16 protein-coding genes are annotated in these 21,182 nt (G+C 63.1%); 11 read left to right on the top strand and 5 right to left on the bottom strand.

Going from position 1 to position 21,182, the window contains the following annotated elements:
• Nucleotides 1-333, bottom strand: a 333-nt coding sequence (locus M3436_05940) for a hypothetical protein (GenBank protein ID MDQ3563685.1), incomplete at its 3' end; no start/stop codon positions are given.
• Nucleotides 334-488: 155 nt separating this feature from the next.
• Here M3436_05940 and aceE point away from each other — a divergent pair.
• A complete protein-coding gene (aceE, locus tag M3436_05935; protein MDQ3563684.1) occupies nucleotides 489-3,140 on the top strand; it encodes a pyruvate dehydrogenase (acetyl-transferring), homodimeric type in 2,652 nt (883 codons plus the stop codon).
• Here the strand turns inward: aceE and M3436_05930 are convergent.
• Nucleotides 3,137-3,841 (bottom strand): glutathione S-transferase family protein, encoded by a 705-nt coding sequence (locus M3436_05930; GenBank protein MDQ3563683.1) that lies wholly within the window; start codon nucleotides 3,839-3,841, stop codon nucleotides 3,137-3,139. The genes aceE and M3436_05930 overlap by 4 nt on opposite strands.
• 231 nt (nucleotides 3,842-4,072) lie before the next feature.
• On the opposite strand from M3436_05930, the gene M3436_05925 reads away from it, so the two are divergent.
• From M3436_05925 to M3436_05910, 4 genes are all read left to right on the top strand, one after another.
• Complete coding sequence (locus M3436_05925) at nucleotides 4,073-4,582, top strand: hypothetical protein (protein ID MDQ3563682.1); 510 nt, start codon at nucleotides 4,073-4,075, stop codon at nucleotides 4,580-4,582.
• 303 nt (nucleotides 4,583-4,885) lie between these two features.
• Nucleotides 4,886-5,569 carry a hypothetical protein gene (locus M3436_05920; GenBank protein ID MDQ3563681.1) on the top strand — a complete coding sequence of 228 codons (684 nt, stop codon included), beginning with the start codon at nucleotides 4,886-4,888 and terminating at the stop codon, nucleotides 5,567-5,569.
• A 5-nt stretch (nucleotides 5,570-5,574) separates the two neighbouring features.
• The gene (locus M3436_05915) at nucleotides 5,575-10,275 is read left to right on the top strand and encodes an FG-GAP-like repeat-containing protein (GenBank protein MDQ3563680.1); all 4,701 of its coding nucleotides are present in this window, start codon (nucleotides 5,575-5,577) and stop codon (nucleotides 10,273-10,275) included.
• Between the two features lie 431 nt (nucleotides 10,276-10,706).
• Complete coding sequence (locus M3436_05910; protein MDQ3563679.1) at nucleotides 10,707-11,552, top strand: RHS repeat-associated core domain-containing protein; 846 nt, start codon at nucleotides 10,707-10,709, stop codon at nucleotides 11,550-11,552.
• A gap of 62 nt (nucleotides 11,553-11,614) precedes the next feature.
• On the opposite strand, the gene M3436_05905 is transcribed toward M3436_05910, so the two are convergent.
• A complete protein-coding gene (locus M3436_05905) occupies nucleotides 11,615-12,151 on the bottom strand; it encodes a transposase (protein MDQ3563678.1) in 537 nt (178 codons plus the stop codon).
• Nucleotides 12,152-12,430: 279 nt separating this feature from the next.
• Between M3436_05905 and M3436_05900 the strand changes: the two genes are divergently transcribed.
• The 3 genes from M3436_05900 (at nucleotide 12,431) to M3436_05890 (ending at nucleotide 16,173) form a co-directional block, all read left to right on the top strand.
• Entirely contained in the window at nucleotides 12,431-13,726 is a 1,296-nt protein-coding gene (locus M3436_05900; protein ID MDQ3563677.1) for a 2-oxo acid dehydrogenase subunit E2, read from the top strand.
• 268 nt (nucleotides 13,727-13,994) lie between these two features.
• Nucleotides 13,995-14,939 carry an ACP S-malonyltransferase gene (gene fabD / locus M3436_05895; GenBank protein ID MDQ3563676.1) on the top strand — a complete coding sequence of 315 codons (945 nt, stop codon included), beginning with the start codon at nucleotides 13,995-13,997 and terminating at the stop codon, nucleotides 14,937-14,939.
• A 244-nt stretch (nucleotides 14,940-15,183) separates the two neighbouring features.
• Complete coding sequence (locus M3436_05890) at nucleotides 15,184-16,173, top strand: 3'(2'),5'-bisphosphate nucleotidase (protein ID MDQ3563675.1); 990 nt, start codon at nucleotides 15,184-15,186, stop codon at nucleotides 16,171-16,173.
• Nucleotides 16,174-16,184: 11 nt separating this feature from the next.
• Here M3436_05890 and ettA read toward each other — a convergent pair whose 3' ends face one another.
• On the bottom strand, nucleotides 16,185-17,858 hold the full coding sequence (gene ettA, locus M3436_05885; GenBank protein ID MDQ3563674.1) for an energy-dependent translational throttle protein EttA: 1,674 nt from the start codon (nucleotides 17,856-17,858) through the stop codon (nucleotides 16,185-16,187).
• An 80-nt stretch (nucleotides 17,859-17,938) separates the two neighbouring features.
• On the opposite strand from ettA, the gene msrA reads away from it, so the two are divergent.
• Nucleotides 17,939-18,580: a peptide-methionine (S)-S-oxide reductase MsrA gene (gene msrA / locus M3436_05880; protein MDQ3563673.1), complete on the top strand. Its 642-nt coding sequence runs from the start codon at nucleotides 17,939-17,941 to the stop codon at nucleotides 18,578-18,580.
• 273 nt (nucleotides 18,581-18,853) lie between these two features.
• On the top strand, nucleotides 18,854-19,009 hold the full coding sequence (locus M3436_05875) for a hypothetical protein (GenBank protein MDQ3563672.1): 156 nt from the start codon (nucleotides 18,854-18,856) through the stop codon (nucleotides 19,007-19,009).
• Nucleotides 19,010-19,129: 120 nt separating this feature from the next.
• Here M3436_05875 and M3436_05870 read toward each other — a convergent pair whose 3' ends face one another.
• Nucleotides 19,130-20,224, bottom strand: coding sequence for an AI-2E family transporter (locus tag M3436_05870; protein MDQ3563671.1), 1,095 nt, complete (start codon nucleotides 20,222-20,224; stop codon nucleotides 19,130-19,132).
• A 145-nt stretch (nucleotides 20,225-20,369) separates the two neighbouring features.
• On the opposite strand from M3436_05870, the gene djlA reads away from it, so the two are divergent.
• Entirely contained in the window at nucleotides 20,370-21,182 is an 813-nt protein-coding gene (gene djlA / locus M3436_05865) for a co-chaperone DjlA (protein ID MDQ3563670.1), read from the top strand.

The raw sequence follows: 21,182 nt of genomic DNA, 5'->3' as shown, positions 1-21,182 counted from the left end.
CAGACCGATCTCGGACGGCCCGCTACGCAGCGGCTCCGCCACCAATCGGCGTGCGAGCGTCAGTAGATCGAAAGCGGCCGTCGTATCCCCGGCGCCCGCGACACATAGTTGAGATGCGATGCCGTTCGGCAGATTCAAGACCACGGGCGAGCGAGTCCGCTCCGGCTTTTCGGTTCGGCGGCACACACGCAGGATAAAATCACCGTAAGGCAACATTCTGCAGGCTTGCTCGAAGTCCCCCGCCGGGAGCAATGCGATCCAGTGCTCTAGCGCATCGAGGGCCGTTTTACCGGGAAGTGTCTTATGTTGCTGGAGCTTAAACAGGAACGGCATACGGGTCGTCTCGAATAATCATTGCCCTCAGTATACTTGAAGCGGATCCCCGGTATGGGCCGAGGCGCGACTGGAAACACCGCCGAGCGGTGAACTAAGATCACGCATGAAGCCTGAGAGGTTATGAAAAAATCGTAGCGTGCAGCGCCAAGAGCATGGAAAATCACCCCGACCCGGACCCCCAAGAGACCCAAGAGTGGATCGAATCCCTCGAAGCCATCATCGAGCGCGAGGGCACCGGGCGGGCTCATTTTCTCCTGGAGAAGCTGGTCGAGAAAGCCCGCCGCTCCGGAGCCTATCTCCCCTATTCCGCCAACACTGCCTATTTAAATACCATCCCACCCCCGAAGGAACAACGCTCGCCGGGGGATGCGGCGATCGAATGGCGGATGCGATCCATCATCCGTTGGAACGCGATGGCGATGGTGGTACAAGCGAACCGGGACAACCCCGGGATCGGCGGCCACATCGCGAGCTTCGCCTCCTGTGCCACACTGTATGATGTGGGGTTTAACCATTTCTTTCGCGCGCCGAGCGCGCACCACGGCGGGGATCTCGTTTATTTTCAGGGTCATTCGGCGCCCGGCCTCTATGCGCGCGCCTTCGTCGAAGGAAGGCTCAGTGAGGAGCAATTGCGCTACTTCCGCCGCGAGATCGCTGGGAAGGGCCTCTCATCCTATCCTCACCCGCGGCTGATGCCGGACTTCTGGCAATTCCCGACCGTCTCCATGGGGCTCACGCCCATCATGGCCATCTATCAAGCCCGTTTCATGCGCTACCTTCACGATCGCGGGCTGATTGACGGACGCGATCGTAAAGTCTGGGCGTTCATCGGCGACGGCGAGATGGATGAGCCGGAATCCTTGGGCGCGATTAGCCTTGGCGCGCGCGAACGGCTCGACAATCTCATGTTCGTCATCAACTGCAATCTACAGCGGCTCGACGGCCCGGTGCGCGGAAACGGCAAGATCATTCAAGAGCTCGAAGCGGTTTTTCGCGGCGCCGGTTGGAACGTCATCAAGGTGATCTGGGGCTCTTACTGGGATCCGCTCATCGCGCGCGACACCGGCGGTTTTTTGCTCAAGCGGATGGAGGAGTGCGTGGACGGCGAGTACCAAGCGTACGCCGCCAAGGGCGGCGATTATGTACGCGCGCATTTCTTCGGCAAGTATCCGGAGCTCAAGACCTTGGTCGCGAATATGAGCGATGCGGATCTGTGGCGCCTCAACCGCGGCGGTCATGATCCCCATAAGGTCTATGCGGCTTATGCGCAGGCAGTCAAGCATACCGGCCAACCGACGGTGATCCTGGCCAAGACTGTCAAAGGCTACGGCATGGGCGAGTCCGGCGAGGGACAGAATTTCACCCACCAGCAGAAGAAGATGGGCGAGGAAGCGCTCAAAGGCTTCCGCGATCGCTTCAACATTCCGATCTCGGATGAAGCCATCGCCGCGGCCCCCTTCTACCGTCCGCCCGAGGACAGCCCCGAGCGGCGCTATCTCGCGGAGCGCCGTCAGGCCCTCGGCGGGGATCTCCCCCAGCGCCGGCGTACGGCCCCGCCGCTTCAGCTTCCGGAAGCGCGCGCTTTCGAGCCCCTGCTCAAGGGGACCGAGGGGCGAGAGATCTCCACGACCATGGCCTTCGTGCGTCTGTTGAACGTTGTGATCAAAGATCCAGCCATTGGCCGGCACGTTGTTCCCATCGTGGCCGATGAAGCGCGCACCTTCGGCATGGAAGGCATGTTCCGGCAGTTCGGTATTTACTCCTCCGTGGGCCAGGTCTACGAACCCGTGGACCACGGTCAATTGCTCTATTACCGTGAAGACCGCGGCGGGCAAATCCTCGAAGAAGGCATCACCGAGGCGGGATCGATCTCGTCTTGGATCGCCGCGGGGACCGCATACAGCAACCACGGCGTGCAGATGGTTCCCTTCTATATCTTTTACTCCATGTTCGGGTTTCAACGCATCGGTGATTTATTGTGGGCCGCGGGCGATAGCCGCGCGCGTGGGTTTCTCATCGGCGGGACTTCAGGGCGCACCACGCTGGCCGGGGAAGGCCTTCAGCACCAGGATGGACATAGCCACCTACTCGCAGCCAGTCTCCCAAGCTGCATCGGCTACGATCCGGCCTTCGCGTTCGAGATCGCGCTCATCGTGCAAGAAGGGTTGCGGCGCATGGTCGAGTTGCAGGAGGACATCTTCTACTACCTCACGGTGACCAACGAGAACTACGCTCATCCCGCGAAACCCGAGGGCAGCGAGGAAGGCGTGCTGCGCGGCATGTACCGGTTTAAGGATGCCGGCACTGGGGGCAAGGTCCAACTCCTGGGCTCGGGCGCCATCCTCCATGAAGTCCTCGCCGCCGCCCGGTTGCTCGAACAGGATTTCAACATCGGCTCCGATGTGTGGAGTGTGACCAGCTTTACCGAGTTGCGGCGCGAGGGCCTCGAGTGCGAGCGCTGGAGTCGACACCATCCGCAGGCCACGCCCAAGGCGAGCTATGTCAGCGTCTGCCTGAATGAACGATCCGGTCCGGTGATTGCCGCGAGCGACTATATGAAAGCCTACGCCGACCAGATCCGCTGCTTCGTGCCAAGGCGTTACGTCGTGCTCGGCACCGACGGGTACGGCCGCAGCGATACACGCGCCGAGCTGCGGGAGTTTTTCGAGATCAGCCGTTACTACATCGCCGTCGCGGCGCTCAAGACACTGGCCGATGAAGGCGGCGTACCGCATAGCATCGTCATTGAGGCCCTGCGGAAATACGGCCTTGACCCTGAGAAACCGAGTCCCGTCGAGGCCTAAGCCGCGCCGTAGTAGCGCTCACGCATCCGTTCGCAATAGCCGATGACATTCTTCTGAGATAAGGCATAGTCCTTGAGAGGCGATGCGATCGGCGGAGCGATGATATTGGCGAGGGTCGCATAGACCGCGGCATCGATCGCGGCCGGTGCCGCGCCGAGGAGAAACGGTTTGTCTCCTAACCAGGCGGCGATCGCCGCGAGATCCTCGATGCCAAGGCGATAGATCTCCTCGGACCGGTGACGGCCTACGCCTTGCAGCCACAGCATGCGTTTGACGCGCCGTTGCGCGAGCCAGGGCACGGCCTCTCGCAGCACGGGAGGCAAGGCGCCAAAGAAAGCCGGTTTGATGACGCTCCACCCGCTAGAGTCGATCCAACGCGAATACACGACGGGCCAAAGCAGGCTCTCTTCGCATAGACGCCGCATCAGGTGCGCTTCGCCTTGCTGCGCGCCCCACAGACCGCCGTCGAGCGGGTTTCCGTAGCTCGCCTTGAGGTAGTCGATGATGAAACCCGAGTCCGGGATCACCTTCTCCCCGTCGTCGATGTAAGGCAGTTTCTTCTTGGGGGCGTTCAAGGGAGATGCTTCCTCGATGACTTCGTAAGCTAGCCCCGTCATACGCAAATAGGTCTCGACCTTCATGCAGAAGGGGCTGGGATTGGCAATCCCCCATTGGCGTTTGAATTGATGTAATCTAATCATCCAATCGTATACCTCCCTATGGATAAGGCCATGCTTCTTCGCGCCCCTCCTAAAGCCTACACTTATAGTCTATTCATTTCAGCCCGGCCGCGGCCCTGTCGGCCATCCTGGAGCGGCTCGCGTGCTTCGAGCACCGGCACCAGCCTGGGAGACCGACCTGCTTCCGGCGCGCCTTTCGGACTTCGACCCCGGCTTGGCTCGACCACTTTTTGCCTGTCCGGCCAGGTGGGTATGGCGACGGCGCATGCCCTCCGCGCCCGGGGAGGGCACGACGGCCACGCTGCGCATGGCGCCGGTCACGCTCCTGCGGCGCCACGACCTGGCGGCCTGGGAAGCGATCACGACATCCCCCGGGCCGCCCCCGTGCTGTCCGCGGCCGCAGAGGCCGTGCGCGCCGCGCTCTGCGCGGGCGGGGGCCTGTTCTTCGAAGATCTCCTGGCGCGCCTGCGGCTCCTGCCGAGCCAGCTCGAAGCGGCGCTCTCCGAGCTGGCCGGCCAGGGCTCGCCGCATGCGACGGCTTCGCGGGGCTGCGCGCGCTCTCTGCCCGCGCCGGGATGGGTCGGCGTCGGACGCGCGAGGTGGGGCGGCGCAGATGGCCGCCGCGGGCCGCTGGTCCCTGACCGGGATGCCGCGCGCCTCGGCCGCACTTCCCGGCGCCGAGACCGACTCAACAGTACCGGTTGCAAAACCACGTTGAACTTCGTATCTAAGTCAAGTGAATATGTCACAAATACTTTGTGACGTTTGCCACATATTCAGTCCATAAATTTTGAGTAAGATGCAACTCACCCTCGGGCAGTTCGTCGGGCTGCTCGAAATGTTTTCGTTCACACGCCAGATCGAGTCGGTGCACATGCCATTATGTCCAAAAACCTAAACGACGTCCCTCGACGTCTTCGATCCTCTGTCTCCTTTGTCGCCGTGGCGGCGCTCCTCTTGGGAACTCTCCCGGCGCACGGCACCACGTCGGATCCGTTCGCCGCGGTTCTTCCACAGCGTGACTTCGTAGCACCCGAAGGCATGCGCGCCTCCGGGGGCGACGCAATGGTCAGCGACACCCAGGGCGCCGCGAGCTACTCGTGGCCGATCCAGGTGCCGCCCGGGCGCAACGGCGTGCAGCCGAAGCTGGCGCTCTCGTACTCCTCCGCCGGAGCGCTGCGCGGCGGGATCGCGGTGGGCTTCTCGCAGGAGCTGCCGACGATCGAGCGCGACCCGCAGTACCCGTCCACGCCGGTCTATCGGCTGCGGGGTCTGGGCGACGACCAGCGTCTGGTTCGCGTCACCGGCGACGGTACCGCCGTCACCGGGGTCACCATGTACCGTCCCGAGCTCGACACCTCGTTCACGCGCGTGACCAAGCAGGCGAAGGCCTGGACCGTGCGAACCCCCGACGGCATGACGCGCCTGTTCGAGGCCACCACGGACGCCAGTGGCGTCGCGATCGCCAGCGACCTCGCGACCCGGTGGAACCTCACGCGCGAGCGGGACGCGTTCGGCAACGAGGTCGTCTACACATGGAGTCGCTACACCAACGCGCAGGGCTACGTCGACTTCACGCTGCAAAAGATCGAGTACACCTCGAACCCAGCTGCAGGGCTCGGTCCGCACGCGCGCGTCGAGCTCAGCTACTACGGGGCGATCGTGACCTGCACTGGCTCGGCGGTGCCGGCGGGTGCGCGGACCGATCATCACTCGGCCTCAAGCGCCAGTACGGCACGCGGACCCTGAATGAGGTGGTCACCTGGGTGCGCGACAGCCAGAGCAGCACCACCTGGAACAAGGTCATGGTGCACAAGCTGACCTACGATCCGAGCACGTTGTCGTGCAGCGGCGCCGCCGCGTCGCTTCGCTACCTGACCCAGCTCGATGTCACCGCCTACGCGCCCGACGGGACGGCGACCGCAGCGCCGCCGGTCAAGCTCGGCTACGGCCCGACGACGCGCCAGCTCTCCGCGACGTTGCTCGCGCCGATCGGCCACGGCGATCACGGCAACCGCAAGGGTGCCGTGGGTTCGCTGATGGACATGAACGGCGATGGGTTCCATGACCGCGTCTGGGTCGACCTCAACGCGACTACCAAGAAATGCCGCCTGAGCTACCGGCGGGGTCGCCGAGGCGGCTGGCTCGAGAGCCAGACGGTCAGCACGGACCTGCCGACGGCGGCGTGGCAGAACGACTCAGCCGGGCCCGGTGCAATGGAATACTGCTCGCTCAACGGCCAGCGGTTCCGGCGCGACAACACCAACACTGGCGGTGCCGTCGCGGGTACCTGCTCGCTCCACGGCGGCTTCGTCAGCTACCACTTTCTCGATCTCGATGGAGATGGCGTCGTCGACTTCCTGAGCAATGTGTGGAGCGACGATCAGAGGACAATTGGCGGCGACTTCAACAGCGGAGCCTTCTCGGTCGCGGCGGAAACCAACGACGACCCCGGCGGCGGCCCCTGCGCTGGCGTGTCGTGCCCCGCAGGGACGGAGACCAGCAGCTGCGAGGTAGGCGGCGGGGTCGGGGGAACGGACGTCCTGCACTGCTCCTGTCCAGCTGGTACCGAGCCGGTAGACGACACCCATTGTTGCCAAGCCGGGGAGGCGTGGGGCCCTGACGGATGCGTCGATCCCAACACCTGCACTTCACTCACCTGTCCGCCCCCCGGCGGCGGCGGCGACGGCGGCGGCGACGGCGGCGGACGCCCCCCCATCTGTTCCGCGCCCGATCTGCGACCGGAGCTCGACAACGAGCGCTTCGTGTGGCGGGTCCAGCACAACGACGGCGGCACGCTCGCTTTCCCCGACAATCCCGTGCAGGTCGAACGCGTCTACTCGTCTCGGCCGCTGCCTCCCTCGGGAAACGAGCTGACGCTCAACCGCTACGCGAAGCCCACGCTGCAGACGCTCGTCGACATCGATGGCGATGGGGTGCTCGACGTCGTGGCGTTGCCCGGGGACCCTATCCGTCTGCTTGTGGACCCTGGCCGCAATGGCGTCGATCCGTTCAAACCGCTCGGCCAGGCCACAACGCTCGAGATTTGGCGCGGTTCCGTGAGCGACGGCGACTTCAACGTCTCGACCACCAAGCAGAGCTGGCACCTGCCGACCGGTTTCGCCGTCATGGCGAGCGGGACCCAGCTTGATAACACCACGCCCGATGGCGTCGCGCACGTCGTCACGTGGTCGGCCGCCATCCTGTCCGATCTGAACGGCGACGGGCTCCCCGATCTCGTCGTCGCGAAGGAGGATGGATCGCTTCACGTGGCGTGGAATCAGCAGGGTAGTTTCGGCGTACTGACGGCGCTCGGCACGACCGGGCCCATCGCGCAGACCCAGAGCGACCTCACCGGCGGCTGGACGGCAGGCGATCAGCTGTCGAGCGGTCGTAGCGGCACGTGGAAGCGACTCGTAGACATCGATGCCGACGGTCTCCCCGATCTGGTCACCCTGGCGCGCACGGCGGAGAACGTCGGCTCGAGCCTCGGCGTTCGCACCGGTGCGCGGAACCTCGGCGATCGGTGGGCCGCCGGTGCCGCGCCGGCGCCGATGTGGGACGCCGCGAAGGGCCTGGTCGTGGCCTCGCAAGGCAACTGGTACCGTGCCGGCGACCTCGTCGATCTCACCGGTGACGGCCTGCCGGATCTGGTGACCTGGGCCGCGAACGGAGACGCGACCGTGCGCACCGACGACCCGGTCAGCTCGTGCGCTCCCAACACCCTGTGCACCCCGACTCTGCCGGCGGCGCCGACGTCAGGTGCGCCCGCATCGCTGGCGGGCGACTTCAACGGCGCCACCGAGCTTTTCACCGACCAGCCGGGCGTCGCCCCGCCCACGAGGTTGCTCGCGAGCATCGACAACGGCCGCGGTGGCATCGTGCGCCTTCGCTACGCGCCCTCGACCGACACGCAGGTGGTCGGGCTGGAGGGGCACATCCTGCCGAGCCCGCGCTGGGTGGTTACCTCTGTGACCGTCGAGCCCGGCTTTGGCCAGCCCGCGATGCGGACCAACTATCGCTACTTCGCCCCGGTGACGGGCACGTCGTCACCCTCGGATCTGAGCCCACCGCATTTCCTGGGCTTCGCCAGGGTCGAGATCATCCGCCCACGTCAAACCGGCACCGGCGTCGGCAGCCGCGTCGTCCGCGAGCTCGACTACTCGATCGGCAATGACCACTCGGGCCGGCTCGTCCACGAGCAGACGTTCCTGGGCGGCGTGGCCACGCCGATCACCGATCGGCAGCTCACCTGGCGCAACGTCGGCGTGCTCGGCACGGTCAGCTTCAGCTACCGCGAGCAAGAGCTCGCGCGCACGTGCAAGCCGGGACAGACGCTGGCGAGCTGCGCGATCCTGCGCACCACCGATACCTGGACGCGGTACACGTTCCCCGCCAGCGGGAAGGTCGTTCTGTACACGCACGAGCGCACGGCGCAGGGACCCGGCACCGCCCTCGCGCTCAACGATCGGTCCACCCGGTTCACCCACCAGGTGCGGGTCGGCCAGGCGCCCTACCCTGCGACCGACTATCGCGTGCTCGAGACCCTGCGCGAGCGGCAACACGCGTCCCCGTTCGCCAATGGTCCCGGCTTCGGCGGTCCTTTCGGTACCAGCGGACGCACGGTGACGCGGTACAACACGGCCGGATTGCCCTACCGCAGCGAGGTCTGGACCACCTCCGAACCCACCACCAGGGCCGTCACCATGCGCACGTTTGACGGGCAGACGGGCAACCTGCTGACCACCAAGCGTCCCAATCAGATCAACACAAGCCTCGTCACTAGCCAGCAATACGACTCACACCGGCTGTACGTGATCAGGACCGTCAACGAGCTCGGTCATCAGACGCGCACCACCACCGACGTCGGCACTGGGGTGGTCGTGAAGCGCGAGGGTCCCAACAGCCGCGCGGTGCCGTGCACGGCACCGTGCACCCCGACCCGGGTGCTGGCCCCCGAGACCTGGCGCATCGACGGCTTCGGTCGCGCGATCGAGCACCGGGTCGCCGCCGACGTAGGGCTCGGCACCGGCTACTCGCTGCCGCTGGTCGAGCGCACCCGCATCGTCGAGACCGAGCTGCCCAACCGACGGCGGATCGAGCGCCTGCGGGACGCCGGCGGCACCGTCTGGGTCACGGCCGACGATCGCTTCGACGGCACCGGCCGCGTGCTCTCGCACACCGAGCTGCTGCAGACCGGTTCTGGTAACGCGGTGACCCGCTACGCCTACGACACGCTCGGAAAGCTCGCCGCGGTGTCCTCTCCCGATCCCCGCGACGACGCCAAGGTAGTGGTGCACCGCTATTCCCGTGATGGCCTCGGCCGGGTGACGGCGCTCGTGCGCCCCGACGGTTCGTCCGTGACGGTCAAGTACCTGGGCCTGGACGTCGACTCGCAGTCGAACGACCCGAACGGACCGGTCGGCGAGCACACCACCGCGAAGTACGATGTCTACGGCCAGCTCGTCGAGCTGCGCGAGCACGACAACCCCGGGCCCGGGCAGATCGGTATCACTAAATACGCGTACGATCCCGCGAGGCGCATCCAGAACGTCACCGACGCCGACGGTGTGGTCACGACCATGACCCACGACTGGGCAGACCGGCGCAGCATGATCCGGCGCGGCACCCGGGCCTGGACCTACGGCTACGACTTCGACGGCAATGTGACCAGCGAGCGCAGCCCGCTGCCGGCCGGCGCCGCGGATTCCGACTTCCGGTCGAGCACGACCTACGATCCGCTCGATCGTCCGGTGACGCACACGCCGGCCTCGCGCGGGCTGACCGCGGCCCGGCGGACGGAGCTGAAGATCGGTCCGACGACCAAGGTCTACGACGGCGCCGACAACGGCGTCGGCCAGCTCGAGCGGGTGACGCTGCCGTTCGGCAGCGTCGCGTATCGCTACGACGTGCACGGCCGCGTCGCGCGGGAGGAGCGCACCTTCTCGACCACGTATCTGGCGCAGGCGAACGCCACCCAGTGGGTCGAGCGCGCCTACAACCTGCTCGGACAGCCGACCCAGGTGAGCTGGGACGACGGTACGCGCTGGAACGTCGCGTACGACGTGCGCGGCTTGCCGGCCGCGGTGACCTGGGCGAAGCCAGGGGAGCGGGTTCCGCCGACGCTGGCGACGTACGCTCGCTCGCAGGCGCGCCCCGCGTCCGCCGGTCGACCTACGACCAGCAACGAACGTGGACCTACGACGCGCTCGGGCGGGTCGTCACCGATCGCGTGTTCCAGCCGAGCACGAACAGGTCGTCGTGGTCGGAGCGCACCTACGACTACGACGGTCTGGGCCAGCTGCGCATCGTCAACGGCCAGACCAACGGTGTGTCCGCCGACGCTCTGTACGAGTACGACTCGCGGCACCGTCTGCTGCACGCGGACGGGCCGAGCAACTACCTCGCGACGTTCGCGTACACGGCGGGCGGCAACGTGGCCCGCGCCAAGGTGACTGGCAGTGACCAGCCCGATCGCGACGTGAACCATCACTACGGCGACTTTGATCCGCAGGCGGTCGATCGCCTGCTGCCCGCGGGCGGTGGCGCCACGCTCGCCGACATGATCTACGACCCCGCCGGCAACCTGATCGACAAGCGCGCTCCCGCGGGCTCGTTCAAGTTCGTGTGGGACGGCGACAACCAGTTGCGCGAAGCCGCGACCCCGTCCGGGCGCGAGGCTTACTACTACGACCACAACGGTCAGCGCGTGGTCGCCATGACCCGGAACGGCGGCGTGCGCTTCTGGTTCGGGGAGAGCGAGACCCACTACTCGGCCACGGGTGTGGTGCAGAAGCGCTGGCACCACATCGGGCTCGGCCCGATCGCACGCATTGAGGATGGCAACAGCGTCGAGCTGCAATACGCCGACGCGCTGCAGAACTTGATGCTCTCGTTATCACCAGATGGCACCGTGCGCGGCTCGTTCCTGTACGGCGCGTTCGGCGAGGTCGTCGCATCGAGCGGCAGCAAGGACCATCGGCGCCAATTCAACGGCAAGGAGAACGACGCCTCGACCGGCTGGCGGCACTACGGATTCCGATCCTACGACCCCCTGCTCCTGCGCTGGACCAGCTCCGATCCGCTGTACCGATTCGCGCCCGACTGGCGCAAAGACGAGCCGCAACGGGCGAACCTGTACGCGTTCACTGGCAACAACCCATTGCGGTACGTAGACCCGGATGGCCGCGAGCCAGAGGGCGAATCGCAGCTTGATCTACCTGAGGACGCAGATCCCCTCCTGGAATTCACATATGCGGGTGTATCGATTGCGGGCCATCTCCAAACGACCCATGCGATGACACGAAACATGCAATGGCTCTTGACTCCGATTCGTAACAACTTGAAAGAGGATTCCTCCGCTCTCGAAAAGACTGGAGCCATTGCATACGGCATTGTCTTGCCCCCGCTAGTGGTCGTGGCTTTCGCAGCGGCTGAGGCGGAAGAGGTCGTAGTAAGTGCATATCATGTCGCGCGCGGGATTGGTTATGCGGCAGGGGCAATATATGTAGCAGCCACTGAAGGGCCATCCGTAATGGACGTTGTAAATGATTTGCAACGCAAGCGAGACGAAGCGGCAGCACAACGAAAGCAAGAGCGGGAACTTCGAGAACGCGAGGAACGCGAGAGAGATCGAGACGCGACTACTCCGAGGCTTATCGGCAACGACGGCAAACCGATTACTGATCTCTCGGACTGGGAGATAGATACCAGCACGTGTAGGTTGGGGTGAGGAACGAACCCCAACATTTCGCGGCGGCCGGGGTGACGTTGGGGTTCCTTCGCCACCCCAACCTACCTGGATTCTCCGAAACTTCCGTCGTCGACGGATCCGGTAGCGGCGCCCCAATCGAGGGGCAGGAGTCCGCTCTGAATGTACCGATGGATACTGGAATGAGGCCACTCCGATGGGCGCGTGACATATCCGTGCTTGACGGGGTTGTAATGGATATAATCCACGTGGCGCCGAAAATCTTCCTCGTCGCCGAGGGTATGTTCCCAATACCGGCGTTGCCATATTCCGCGTTCGCCCTTGCCGCGCCGGCTGGCGTTGATGCGTTCGCCTTTAGGCAACCGCCGGGAGAATCCGGCTTTGATCAACATCCATCGGATTGGGTAATCGACGTCTCCGGGCGGCAATGTCCATATGGCGTGCACATGGTCGGGCAACACCACCATCGCATCGATATGGAACGGATGGCGCTGTTTTACGATGCGAAGGGCATCGCGCAGGCGAGCGATATGGTCCGCCAACAAACGCCCCGAACGCTCGGCCAGGTTCACCGTGAAAAAATAGGTGCCTCCGCCGATGTTACTTCGCCGGTATCGCATGGCCACCATTTGTGAGATGCCGCTTCAAACGCCCTACCCAGCTCGCGTCGTCAGCTATAACAAAGAGGCGAGAACCCTCAGAATATCGGTGGGGTGAGTACTGCTTCGACCGAATCGTCGTCAACGGTTACCTTAGTGGGTTGTCGCGACCCGAGCAAGTAGTCTACTTCTTCCGTGAGGTGGTCAGCGTGAGGGTGGTCGACAGGGAGGTCCGTAGATTCTAATCATTTCAGCCCGGCCGCATTAACAGCTGCCTTCTGATCGGGTACATTGGTATCCATGACGGCTGAACGCGAAGTCTTGGTGCCCGATATCGGTGACTTCAAAGATATCGATGTCATCGAAATTCTGGTCAAACCGGGCGATACAATCCAGGTGGAGACGCCGCTCATCACCATAGAGAGCGATAAGGCGGCCATGGAGGTCCCCTCTCCCTATGCCGGGATCGTTAAAGACATCCGCGTCAAAGTCGGGGAAAAGGTATCGGAGGGATCGGCAATCCTGGTATTGAGTCCGGCGGCGGATGCTCCGGCCGGGGACATCGCGGATATCCCGGCGCCGGTGGCCTCACGCCCCGCGCCGGCGCCCAAGGAAGATCCACGCCCTGTCGCCGCGACGCGGGTACCGCCGGCCGGGCTTCCGCAAGGTGCAGAGACGGTCCGCGGTAGCCGTTCGGCCCGCTCCCATGCCAGTCCTTCGGTGCGGCGGGCCGCGCGCGAGCTGGGCGTCGATCTTGGGCTCGTCCAAGGCAGCGGTCCCAAGGGCCGGATCCTGAAAGAAGATGTTAAAGCCTTTACCCACAAAGCGCTCTCCGGCGCTCACCCGGACGGCCCGGCCGGTGTGATGCCGGCGGTCACAGCTGTGGATTTTTCTAAGTATGGCAAGACGGAATTGCAACCGCTGTCGAAGGTAAAGCGCAGCACGGGACAAAACCTGCAACGCAGTTGGATCACCGTCCCGCAGGTCACGCAATTCGACGAGGCGGATATCACGGATCTTGAGAAGTTTCGCCGCTCGAAACGGCAAGAAGCCGCGAAGCAAAATATCAAGTTGACCTATCTGGCTTTTCTGGTGAAAGCCGCGGTGGCCGCGCTTAAACGCTTCCCCGAATTCAATGCTTCGCTCACGACCGATGGCGAGGCGCTGGTCCTAAAAAAATACTTCCACATCGGCATGGCGGTCAACACCGATCAGGGCTTATTCGTGCCCGTCGTTCGCGATGCCGATCAGAAGGGTCTGTTGCAATTGGCGGGAGAACTTCAGGATCTCGGCGCACGGGCGCGTGAGGGACAACTCGACTTGCGCGAGCTACAAGGCGGTTGCTTTACCATCTCGAGTTTGGGCGCCATGGGCGGTACCGGCTTTACCCCGCTCGTGGGCTTTCCCGAGGTTGCGATCTTGGGGGTATCGCGCGCGAGGATGAAACCGGTGTACCGCGATGGGGACTTCGTACCGCGACTCATCTTGCCGCTGTCGCTCTCATACGACCATCGCGTGATCGACGGTGTCGCCGCCGCGGCGTTTTGCCGCTATTTAACCGAGGTGCTCTCTGATATCCGGGAGATCTTGCTGTGAGAGCTTGTGAATAAATCTACTGTGCAGCCCGCCCGCATCGTTGCGCGGTGCTCGGAATCCTCATGTATTTCCATATACACTGCGGTTGCTCGTCCCATCCTTGAGACTCGCCCCTTCGGGGCTTATGCGCCGTTTCGCTCCCGGCGAAACGGTCCTGCGTGCCGTGTGCCTCGCGGGCGGCCTTGCTCGCTACGGTTTCTTCGCAAGCTCTGACCGGCGCTTGGGCCGGCGGCATGGGCCACGAGATCTCGTTAACGACCAACACGCGATGAACAAGATAGCTTTTCTGTTCCCCGGACAGGGATCCCAATACACTGGCATGGGCAGGGATCTTTATGAGCACCATCCGGAAGTGCGAGCCCTGTTCGAGGAGGCGTCGGAAACCACGGCGATGAACATGACAGATCTCTGCTTCAAAGGCCCTGACGAAGTGCTGAAGCGTACCGAGAATGCCCAGCCCGCGGTTGCTCTCGTGAACGCCGCGTGCCTAAGCGTTCTGAAGCAGGAGGGCATAGCGCCGCAGGCGCTGGCAGGCCATAGTCTGGGTGAATACACGGCGTTATACGCGGCGGGAGCAATGGCCTTCGGGACTATGATGGATCTGGTAAGAAAAAGAGCCCTTTTTATGCAGGAAGCGGCCGAGAAAAACCCTGGCACCATGGTGGCGGTCATCGGGTTGGAGGCCGAGAAGGTGGCCACGATCTGCAAGGAGGCACTTCCGGCAGGCTACGTCGCCCCGGCGAATTTTAACGCCCCTCTCCAGACCATACTCACCGGGGAGGCAGGCGGGATCGAAAAGGCGGTGGAGCTTTTGAAGAAAGCCGGGGCGCGAATGGTCATCCCCCTCAAGGTGAGCGGTGCGTGGCACAGCAAGTTCATGGTCGCGGCCGGTGGTAGGATGAGAGCAGCCCTTGCAGCCGCTGATATCAACAGGGTGGAGCTACCGGTGGTGGCGAACGCGACCGCCAGGCGGGTCTCGGCCCCCGAGGAGATCCGGGAGGCGCTCGAGCGGCAGATGTCCGCGCCGGTCCTCTGGAGTGCATCGATGAGAAGGCTTATCGACGACGGACTCACAACCTTCGTAGAGGTGGGGCCTGGAAAGGTGTTGAAAGGCCTGATGCGGGAGATCGTCAAACATGTCGCGGCCTACAACGTGGAGAATACCGACACCTTGAATACGTTTCTTGCGTCGGAAAAGGCGCACACCGCATAAGGGGTGTTTTGGCAAAGCCCGCGGCCACGACTTGGCGCCGAGAAAGCTGGGTGTTCGGGATTGACGCGATTCTTGCATTCGTGATTCGATCAGTAACGTCTTTCAAGTTCATGTGAGATCTTCCCTAGAGCACTACTCCGGGGGAAGCTAAGCGTCACGCGTCCACCGGATTATTTTTTTATTAAGGAAATCGAAGACTATGCTTCGCTCCGGGCTTCATACGAGATCATCGACGACCCTCCCCATGAGCGGCCTGAATCGTCTCCTCGCCGTCGGCCTCACCGCCGTCGGGGATGCCTGCCGGGTAGCCCGGAGTGTACAAGCCCGGTTGGAAACCACCCGCAAGATCGTAAAGAGCGACAAGAGCCCTGTCACGGTCGCCGATTTCGCGGTGCAGTCGATCGTGGCGCAGCGGCTGGCTGAGTCGTTGCCGGATACGCTCCTGGTGGGTGAAGAGAGCAGCGCGATATTGCGATCGGACGCGGAGATGCGCGCGGCCGTGATTCACGCCGTGCTTGAGGTGTGGCCCGATGCAAACGAGAGTGATGTGCTCGCGGCCATCGATCTCGGCAACCACGATGCCACGGCCTCGGCGTACTGGACCGTGGACCCCATCGACGGCACCAAGGGCTTCCTACGCCGCGGGCAATACGCCGTCTCTCTCGCCTACATCGAAGGCGGCGAAGTGGTGGTGGGCGTGATGGGATGTCCGAACCTATCGGCCGATTTTGACCGCCCCTTCGATCAACCTGATCCGAGCGGCCTTATCTTCTCGGCCATCGCGGGCGGTGGCTGCTTCGTGCGTCCGGCGAGCGCCGCTCACGCACCCCCCCAACGCCTCGAGGCCAGTGCCTACCAAGGAGCCATGCGGGTGTGCGAATCGGTCGAATCGGGGCATTCCAATCAGGGGAACGCGGCGCGCGTGATCGCCGCGCTCGGCGCTAGCGGGGCGCCCGCGCGGCTCGATAGCCAGTGCAAGTATGGTGTCGTCGCCCGCGGACAAGCCGATGCCTATCTGCGCTTGCCGACGCGTGGCGATTACGTTGAAAACATCTGGGACCATGCCGCGGGGATGTTAATCGCCGTTGAGGCCGGCGCGCTGGTCACGGACATCGACAACAAGCCCCTCGACTTCTCGCGTGGTATGGGCCTGGCGGCCAACCGCGGCATCGTTTGCGCCGCGCCGCGGTTTCACGAACTGATCGTCGCACAGGTCCGGGCACTGGGGATCTGATCCGCCGGGGTCTACGCTTTGAGGGGTTTATAATGAACGCGATGGGGCTGATCCGCTTCTTGACCGAGCCGGCGATGGCGGTCCGCTTCATAATCGGCATAGTTGCCTTCAAACCACATCACCTGGCTGTCTCCCTCGAAGGCCAAGATATGCGTGGCCACGCGGTCCAAGAACCAACGATCGTGCGAGATCACCACCGCGCAGCCGGGGAAATTCAGCAACGCCTGCTCTAGGGCCCGGAGTGTCTCGACATCGAGATCGTTGGTCGGTTCATCGAGAAGTAACACATTCGCGCCCTGGCGCAGGACTTTGGCGAGATGGACGCGATTGCGTTCGCCTCCGGAGAGCGTTCCTACCCGCTTTTGCTGATCCGCCCCCTTAAAATTGAACCTGGCCACGTACGATCGCGACTGACACTCGTAGCTACCCACGCGTAGTAGGTCTTGCCCATCGGAGATCTCCTCCCACACGGTTTTTTCGGCAGCCAACGCATCGCGGCTCTGGTCGACACAGGCGAGCACCACGGACTCACCCGTGCGGATCTCGCCTGCATCGAACGCTTCAAGCCTGATCAGCATCCGAAATAAGGTCGTCTTGCCGGCGCCATTCGGGCCGATTATGCCGACGATGCCTCCGGGGGGCAACCTAAAGCTCAGATCATCGATGAGAAGCCGATCTCCGTAGGCCTTGCGCAAATGCGAGACCTCTATCACTAAATCCCCGAGCCGTGGACCCGGCGGGATATAGATCTCGTTGGTCTCGTTGCGGCGCTGATAGTCCTGTGAGGCAAGCTCCTGAAAGCGTTGCAGGCGCGCCTTGCTTTTCGCGTGCCGTCCTTTCGGGTTGGTCCGCACCCATTCGAGCTCGAGCAGGATAGCCTTGCGGCGGCCCTCCGCTTGTTTCTCTTCGCGTTCGAGCCTTTGCTGTTTCTGTTCCAGCCACGAGGAATAGTTCCCTTGCCAGGGGATCCCGTACCCCCGGTCGAGCTCCAAGATCCATCCGGCGACATTGTCCAGAAAGTAACGGTCATGGGTCACCGCGATCACCGTTCCCGGATAGCCGGCAAGGTAGCGTTCGAGCCAGGCCACGGACTCGGCATCCAAATGGTTGGTGGGCTCATCCAGGAGCAGCATGTCGGGCTGTGAAAGCAGCAGCCGGCAAAGCGCGACGCGGCGCCGTTCGCCGCCGGAAAGTTTAGTCACATCGGCGTCCCAGGGCGGCAGCCGGAGCGCATCGGCGGCGATCTCAAGCGTGCGTTCGAGCTCCCAGGCGCCGGCCGTGTCGATCGCCTCTTGCAGCGTGGCCTGTTCTTCGAGCAGCCGGTTCATCTCCTCATCGCTCATCGGCTCGCCGAAACGCATCGAGATTGCATTGAAATGTTCGAGGAGCGCTTTGCTCGCCGCAATGGCCTCTTCCACATTACCGCGCACGTCCTTGCCGGGATCGAGCCGCGGTTCCTGGGAAAGGAAACCGACGGCGATCCCTGGTTGCGGGATCGCTTCCCCGTCATAGTCCTTATCCATACCGGCCATGATGCGCAATAAGGACGATTTTCCGGCCCCGTTGAGTCCCAGCACACCGATCTTCGCGCCCGGGAAGAAACATAACGAGATATCGCGTAGAATCACCCGCTTGGGGGGAACCACCTTGCCGACGCGATTCATGGTATAAACGTATTGAGGCATGACGGCCATTGCCGAGACTGATTAAACGGCCAATTATAATGAGACGCGCATTAAAGGCGAATTTACTTAAGGGGTAGAGCATGTTCGGCAGGTACACGACCCTCCCCCATCCCCGCGAGGCGTTGCCAGGACGCGCGGCGCAGGTGGCCGTCGCGGCCACTCACTTCGTGAATGGGCGCCGGCTGCAACCGCCTTTTCCGGAGGGGTTGGAGCGGGCTTTGTTCGGACTCGGATGCTTTTGGGGCGCGGAACGAAGATATTGGCAGACGGGCGGTGTTTACTCGACGGCGGTGGGCTACGCCGGCGGTTCCACGCCAAATCCGACCTACGAGGAGGTGTGCAGCGGGATGACCGGGCACGCCGAAGTCGTGCTCGTCGTCTTCGACCCCAAGGCCGTGAGCTACGAGGCCTTGCTCGGGATCTTCTGGGAGTCACACGATCCGACCCAAAGCATGCGTCAAGGCAATGATGTGGGGACGCAGTACCGCTCGGTGATTTTTTACTACCAGCCCGCACAGGCCCCGGCGGCGCGGATGAGCGAAACCGCTTACCAAGCGCTTCTGACCCCAGCGGGTTTCGGGAGGATTAGCACCGACATCCTGCCCGCGCCTGAATTTTATTATGCCGAAGATTACCATCAGCAATACCTGGCGAAAAATCCACGGGGTTACTGCAGCCTGGGCGGCACCGGGGTAAGTTGTCCAGTTGGGCTCGTGAAGTAGGGCGATTGTCCGATCAAAAGCTTGCGGCTATGCTATGCTTGATAGTCGGCAGTGGGGCTTGCGGCGTAGCGTAAGCGTCGCGCGCGCAGGGGCGACGGCCAGCACATCCAGGTGGCCCCATGTGTCGACCGCGTAAGCGTCGCGCGCGCAGGGGCGACGGGCCTGGCGCGCATCAATGCGACGTCCAAGTATCCAGCCCAGACGCAAGGCTGCTATTTTTATAGATACATGACTAGCTGCTTATTGATAACGATAATTTAGAGGAGGTGTTCTATGGTCTGGCTGATTCTAGGTATCGCCCTAGGTCTCTACCTAGGCGCTAAATTTTATGCCAAGCTCATGCCGATGGTAACCACGATCGATTCTTGGTTCGAGGCGGCGAAGAAGAGCATTATGAAGGAAAGCAGTGCGGAGAAACCGCAGCTTTAAGTCTTGAAGAAGATTGAGGACGCCGCCCGCAACGTGCGGGCGACGCGTCGGCTGCGCTTGACCGAAGCCGGACAAATCGAACGCATAACGCAAGATCTCGAGTTACAGCCCGAGGACTAGCTAGCGCGCCTGCTGGCGCATTTCGGGGAGTTGAACGGGCACCTCGCCCGGAGGTTTCGGCCAGGCATTGAGCAATGCCTTGACCAGCGTCGCGAGCGGAATCGCGAAGAACACCCCCCAAAGCCCCCAGAGCCCGCCGAACACCAGCACGGCAAGGATGATCGCCACCGGATGGAGATTCACGGCTTCCGAGAATAACAGCGGGACGAGCAGGTTGCCGTCCAAGCCCTGGATGACGGCATAGGCGACCATGAACCAGGCGAAATCCGGCCCCCAGCCCCACTGGCCGTAGCCGGCGAAGGCCACCGGAAAGGTCACCGCCACGGCGCCGATGTACGGGATGATCACCGACACCCCGACGAGCACCGCGAGCAGTGCGGCGTACGACAAGCCCATGAGCGCGAAAATAATGTAGGTGACGACACCCACGATCAGGATCTCGTTGATCTTGCCGCGCACGTAATTGCCGATCTGATCGTCCATCTCGCTCCAGACCATGAGCAAGAGGCTGCGATCCTGCGGCAGGAAATCCCGCGCCCAAGCGAGAATGAGAGCTTTGTCCTTGAGGACGAAGAACACGAGCAGAGGACCCACGATCAAATACACCAGGGCGATGATGAGGGTGGGGATGGACGCCAGGGAGACGGACAAAACGTTTTCACCGAACTCGGCGATGGCCCGCCGCATCATCGTCATCAGCTCTTCCACCTGCTCGACGGATACGAAAGCCGGATAGGACTCGGGCAAGGTCAGCAAGGCCTTGCGCCCGTCGTTGATGAGATTTGGAAGCTCCTGAAAATATTCCGCGACCTGGTGGTAGAGGAGAGGAATGAGCCCCAAGACCAGGAACAGCAGGACGGTCATGAACAGCAGAAACACCACCACGACGGCGATGATGCGCGAGCCCCACGCCTTTTGCAGATACTGCACCGGCCCTTCCAAGAGGTAGGCGATAATGATCGCGGCCAAGAACGGCGCCAACATGTCGCCCATGACGAGGATGACACTGAAGGTCACCGCCATGAACACCGCCAGCAGCGCCGCTTGAGGATCGGAGAAATTTCTGCGATACCAGTCTTGAATGAAGTTGATCATGGTGCCCTTGTACCGACGGAGTTCAGACCTTATCGCAACCGGCGGCTCCCGCATGAGCCGTCAATAGTTTACCCGGAATCATTCGGCCGGCGTAATCCGAAGCCGCCTCGAACCGCGGCGAGCGCAATTGGTACAATACGACGCCATGGCATGGTGGGGAAAAATTATCGGCGGCGCCTTCGGCTACATGCTGGGCGGGCCCCTTGGAGCCATGCTCGGGGCGGCGCTCGGGCACAATGTGGATGAAGGCCTCGCGCGGCCCTTCGAGGGCAGGCGCCCCGGCGCTCCCGACGCCCGCGAGAGCGTCCAGACGGCCTTCTATACCGCGACTTTCGCGGTGATGGGACATATCTGCAAGGCCGACGGACGGATCACGGATCGCGAGATCAACCTGGCGCGCAGCGTGATGGGGCGGATGGATCTGTCCCCGGATCAGAGGGAAACTGCGATGCACTTATTCACCGAAGGCAAGTCCCACGACTTCCCCCTGGACGCGGTCTTGGCGCAGCTTCGCCACGAAATCCGCAACCGGCACAGCCTCAAGCGCATGTTCCTCGAGATCCAGCTCGCGGCGGCATGGGCGGACGCTCACCTCGATCCCGCCGAGCATCGGCTGCTGTTGTATGTGTCCGACCGGCTCGGGTTCTCGCGCCTGGAATACCAGCGTCTGGAAGCGATGGCGCGCGCGGAAGCCGGTCACAGGTGGCGTTCGCGCGCCGAGGCGCCGCGGGAAGCGCGGGAAGAGTATAGCGTGGACGATGGCTTCGCGATCCTGAACCTGACGGCGACCGCGACCAATGATGAAGTCAAGAAAGCCTATCGCCGGCTCATGAGCCAACATCACCCGGATAAGCTTGTGGCGAAGGGGCTACCGGAGGAGATGATCAAGCTCGCGACGCAAAAAACCCGCGAGATCCGCGCCGCCTATGAGCGCGTCCGCGAAGCGCGCGGATTTTAG

Source organism: Pseudomonadota bacterium (genome assembly GCA_030859565.1).
Classification (GTDB): Bacteria; Pseudomonadota; Gammaproteobacteria; order JACCXJ01; family JACCXJ01; genus USCg-Taylor.
This window is presented reverse-complemented; position numbering and strand designations above follow the sequence as displayed.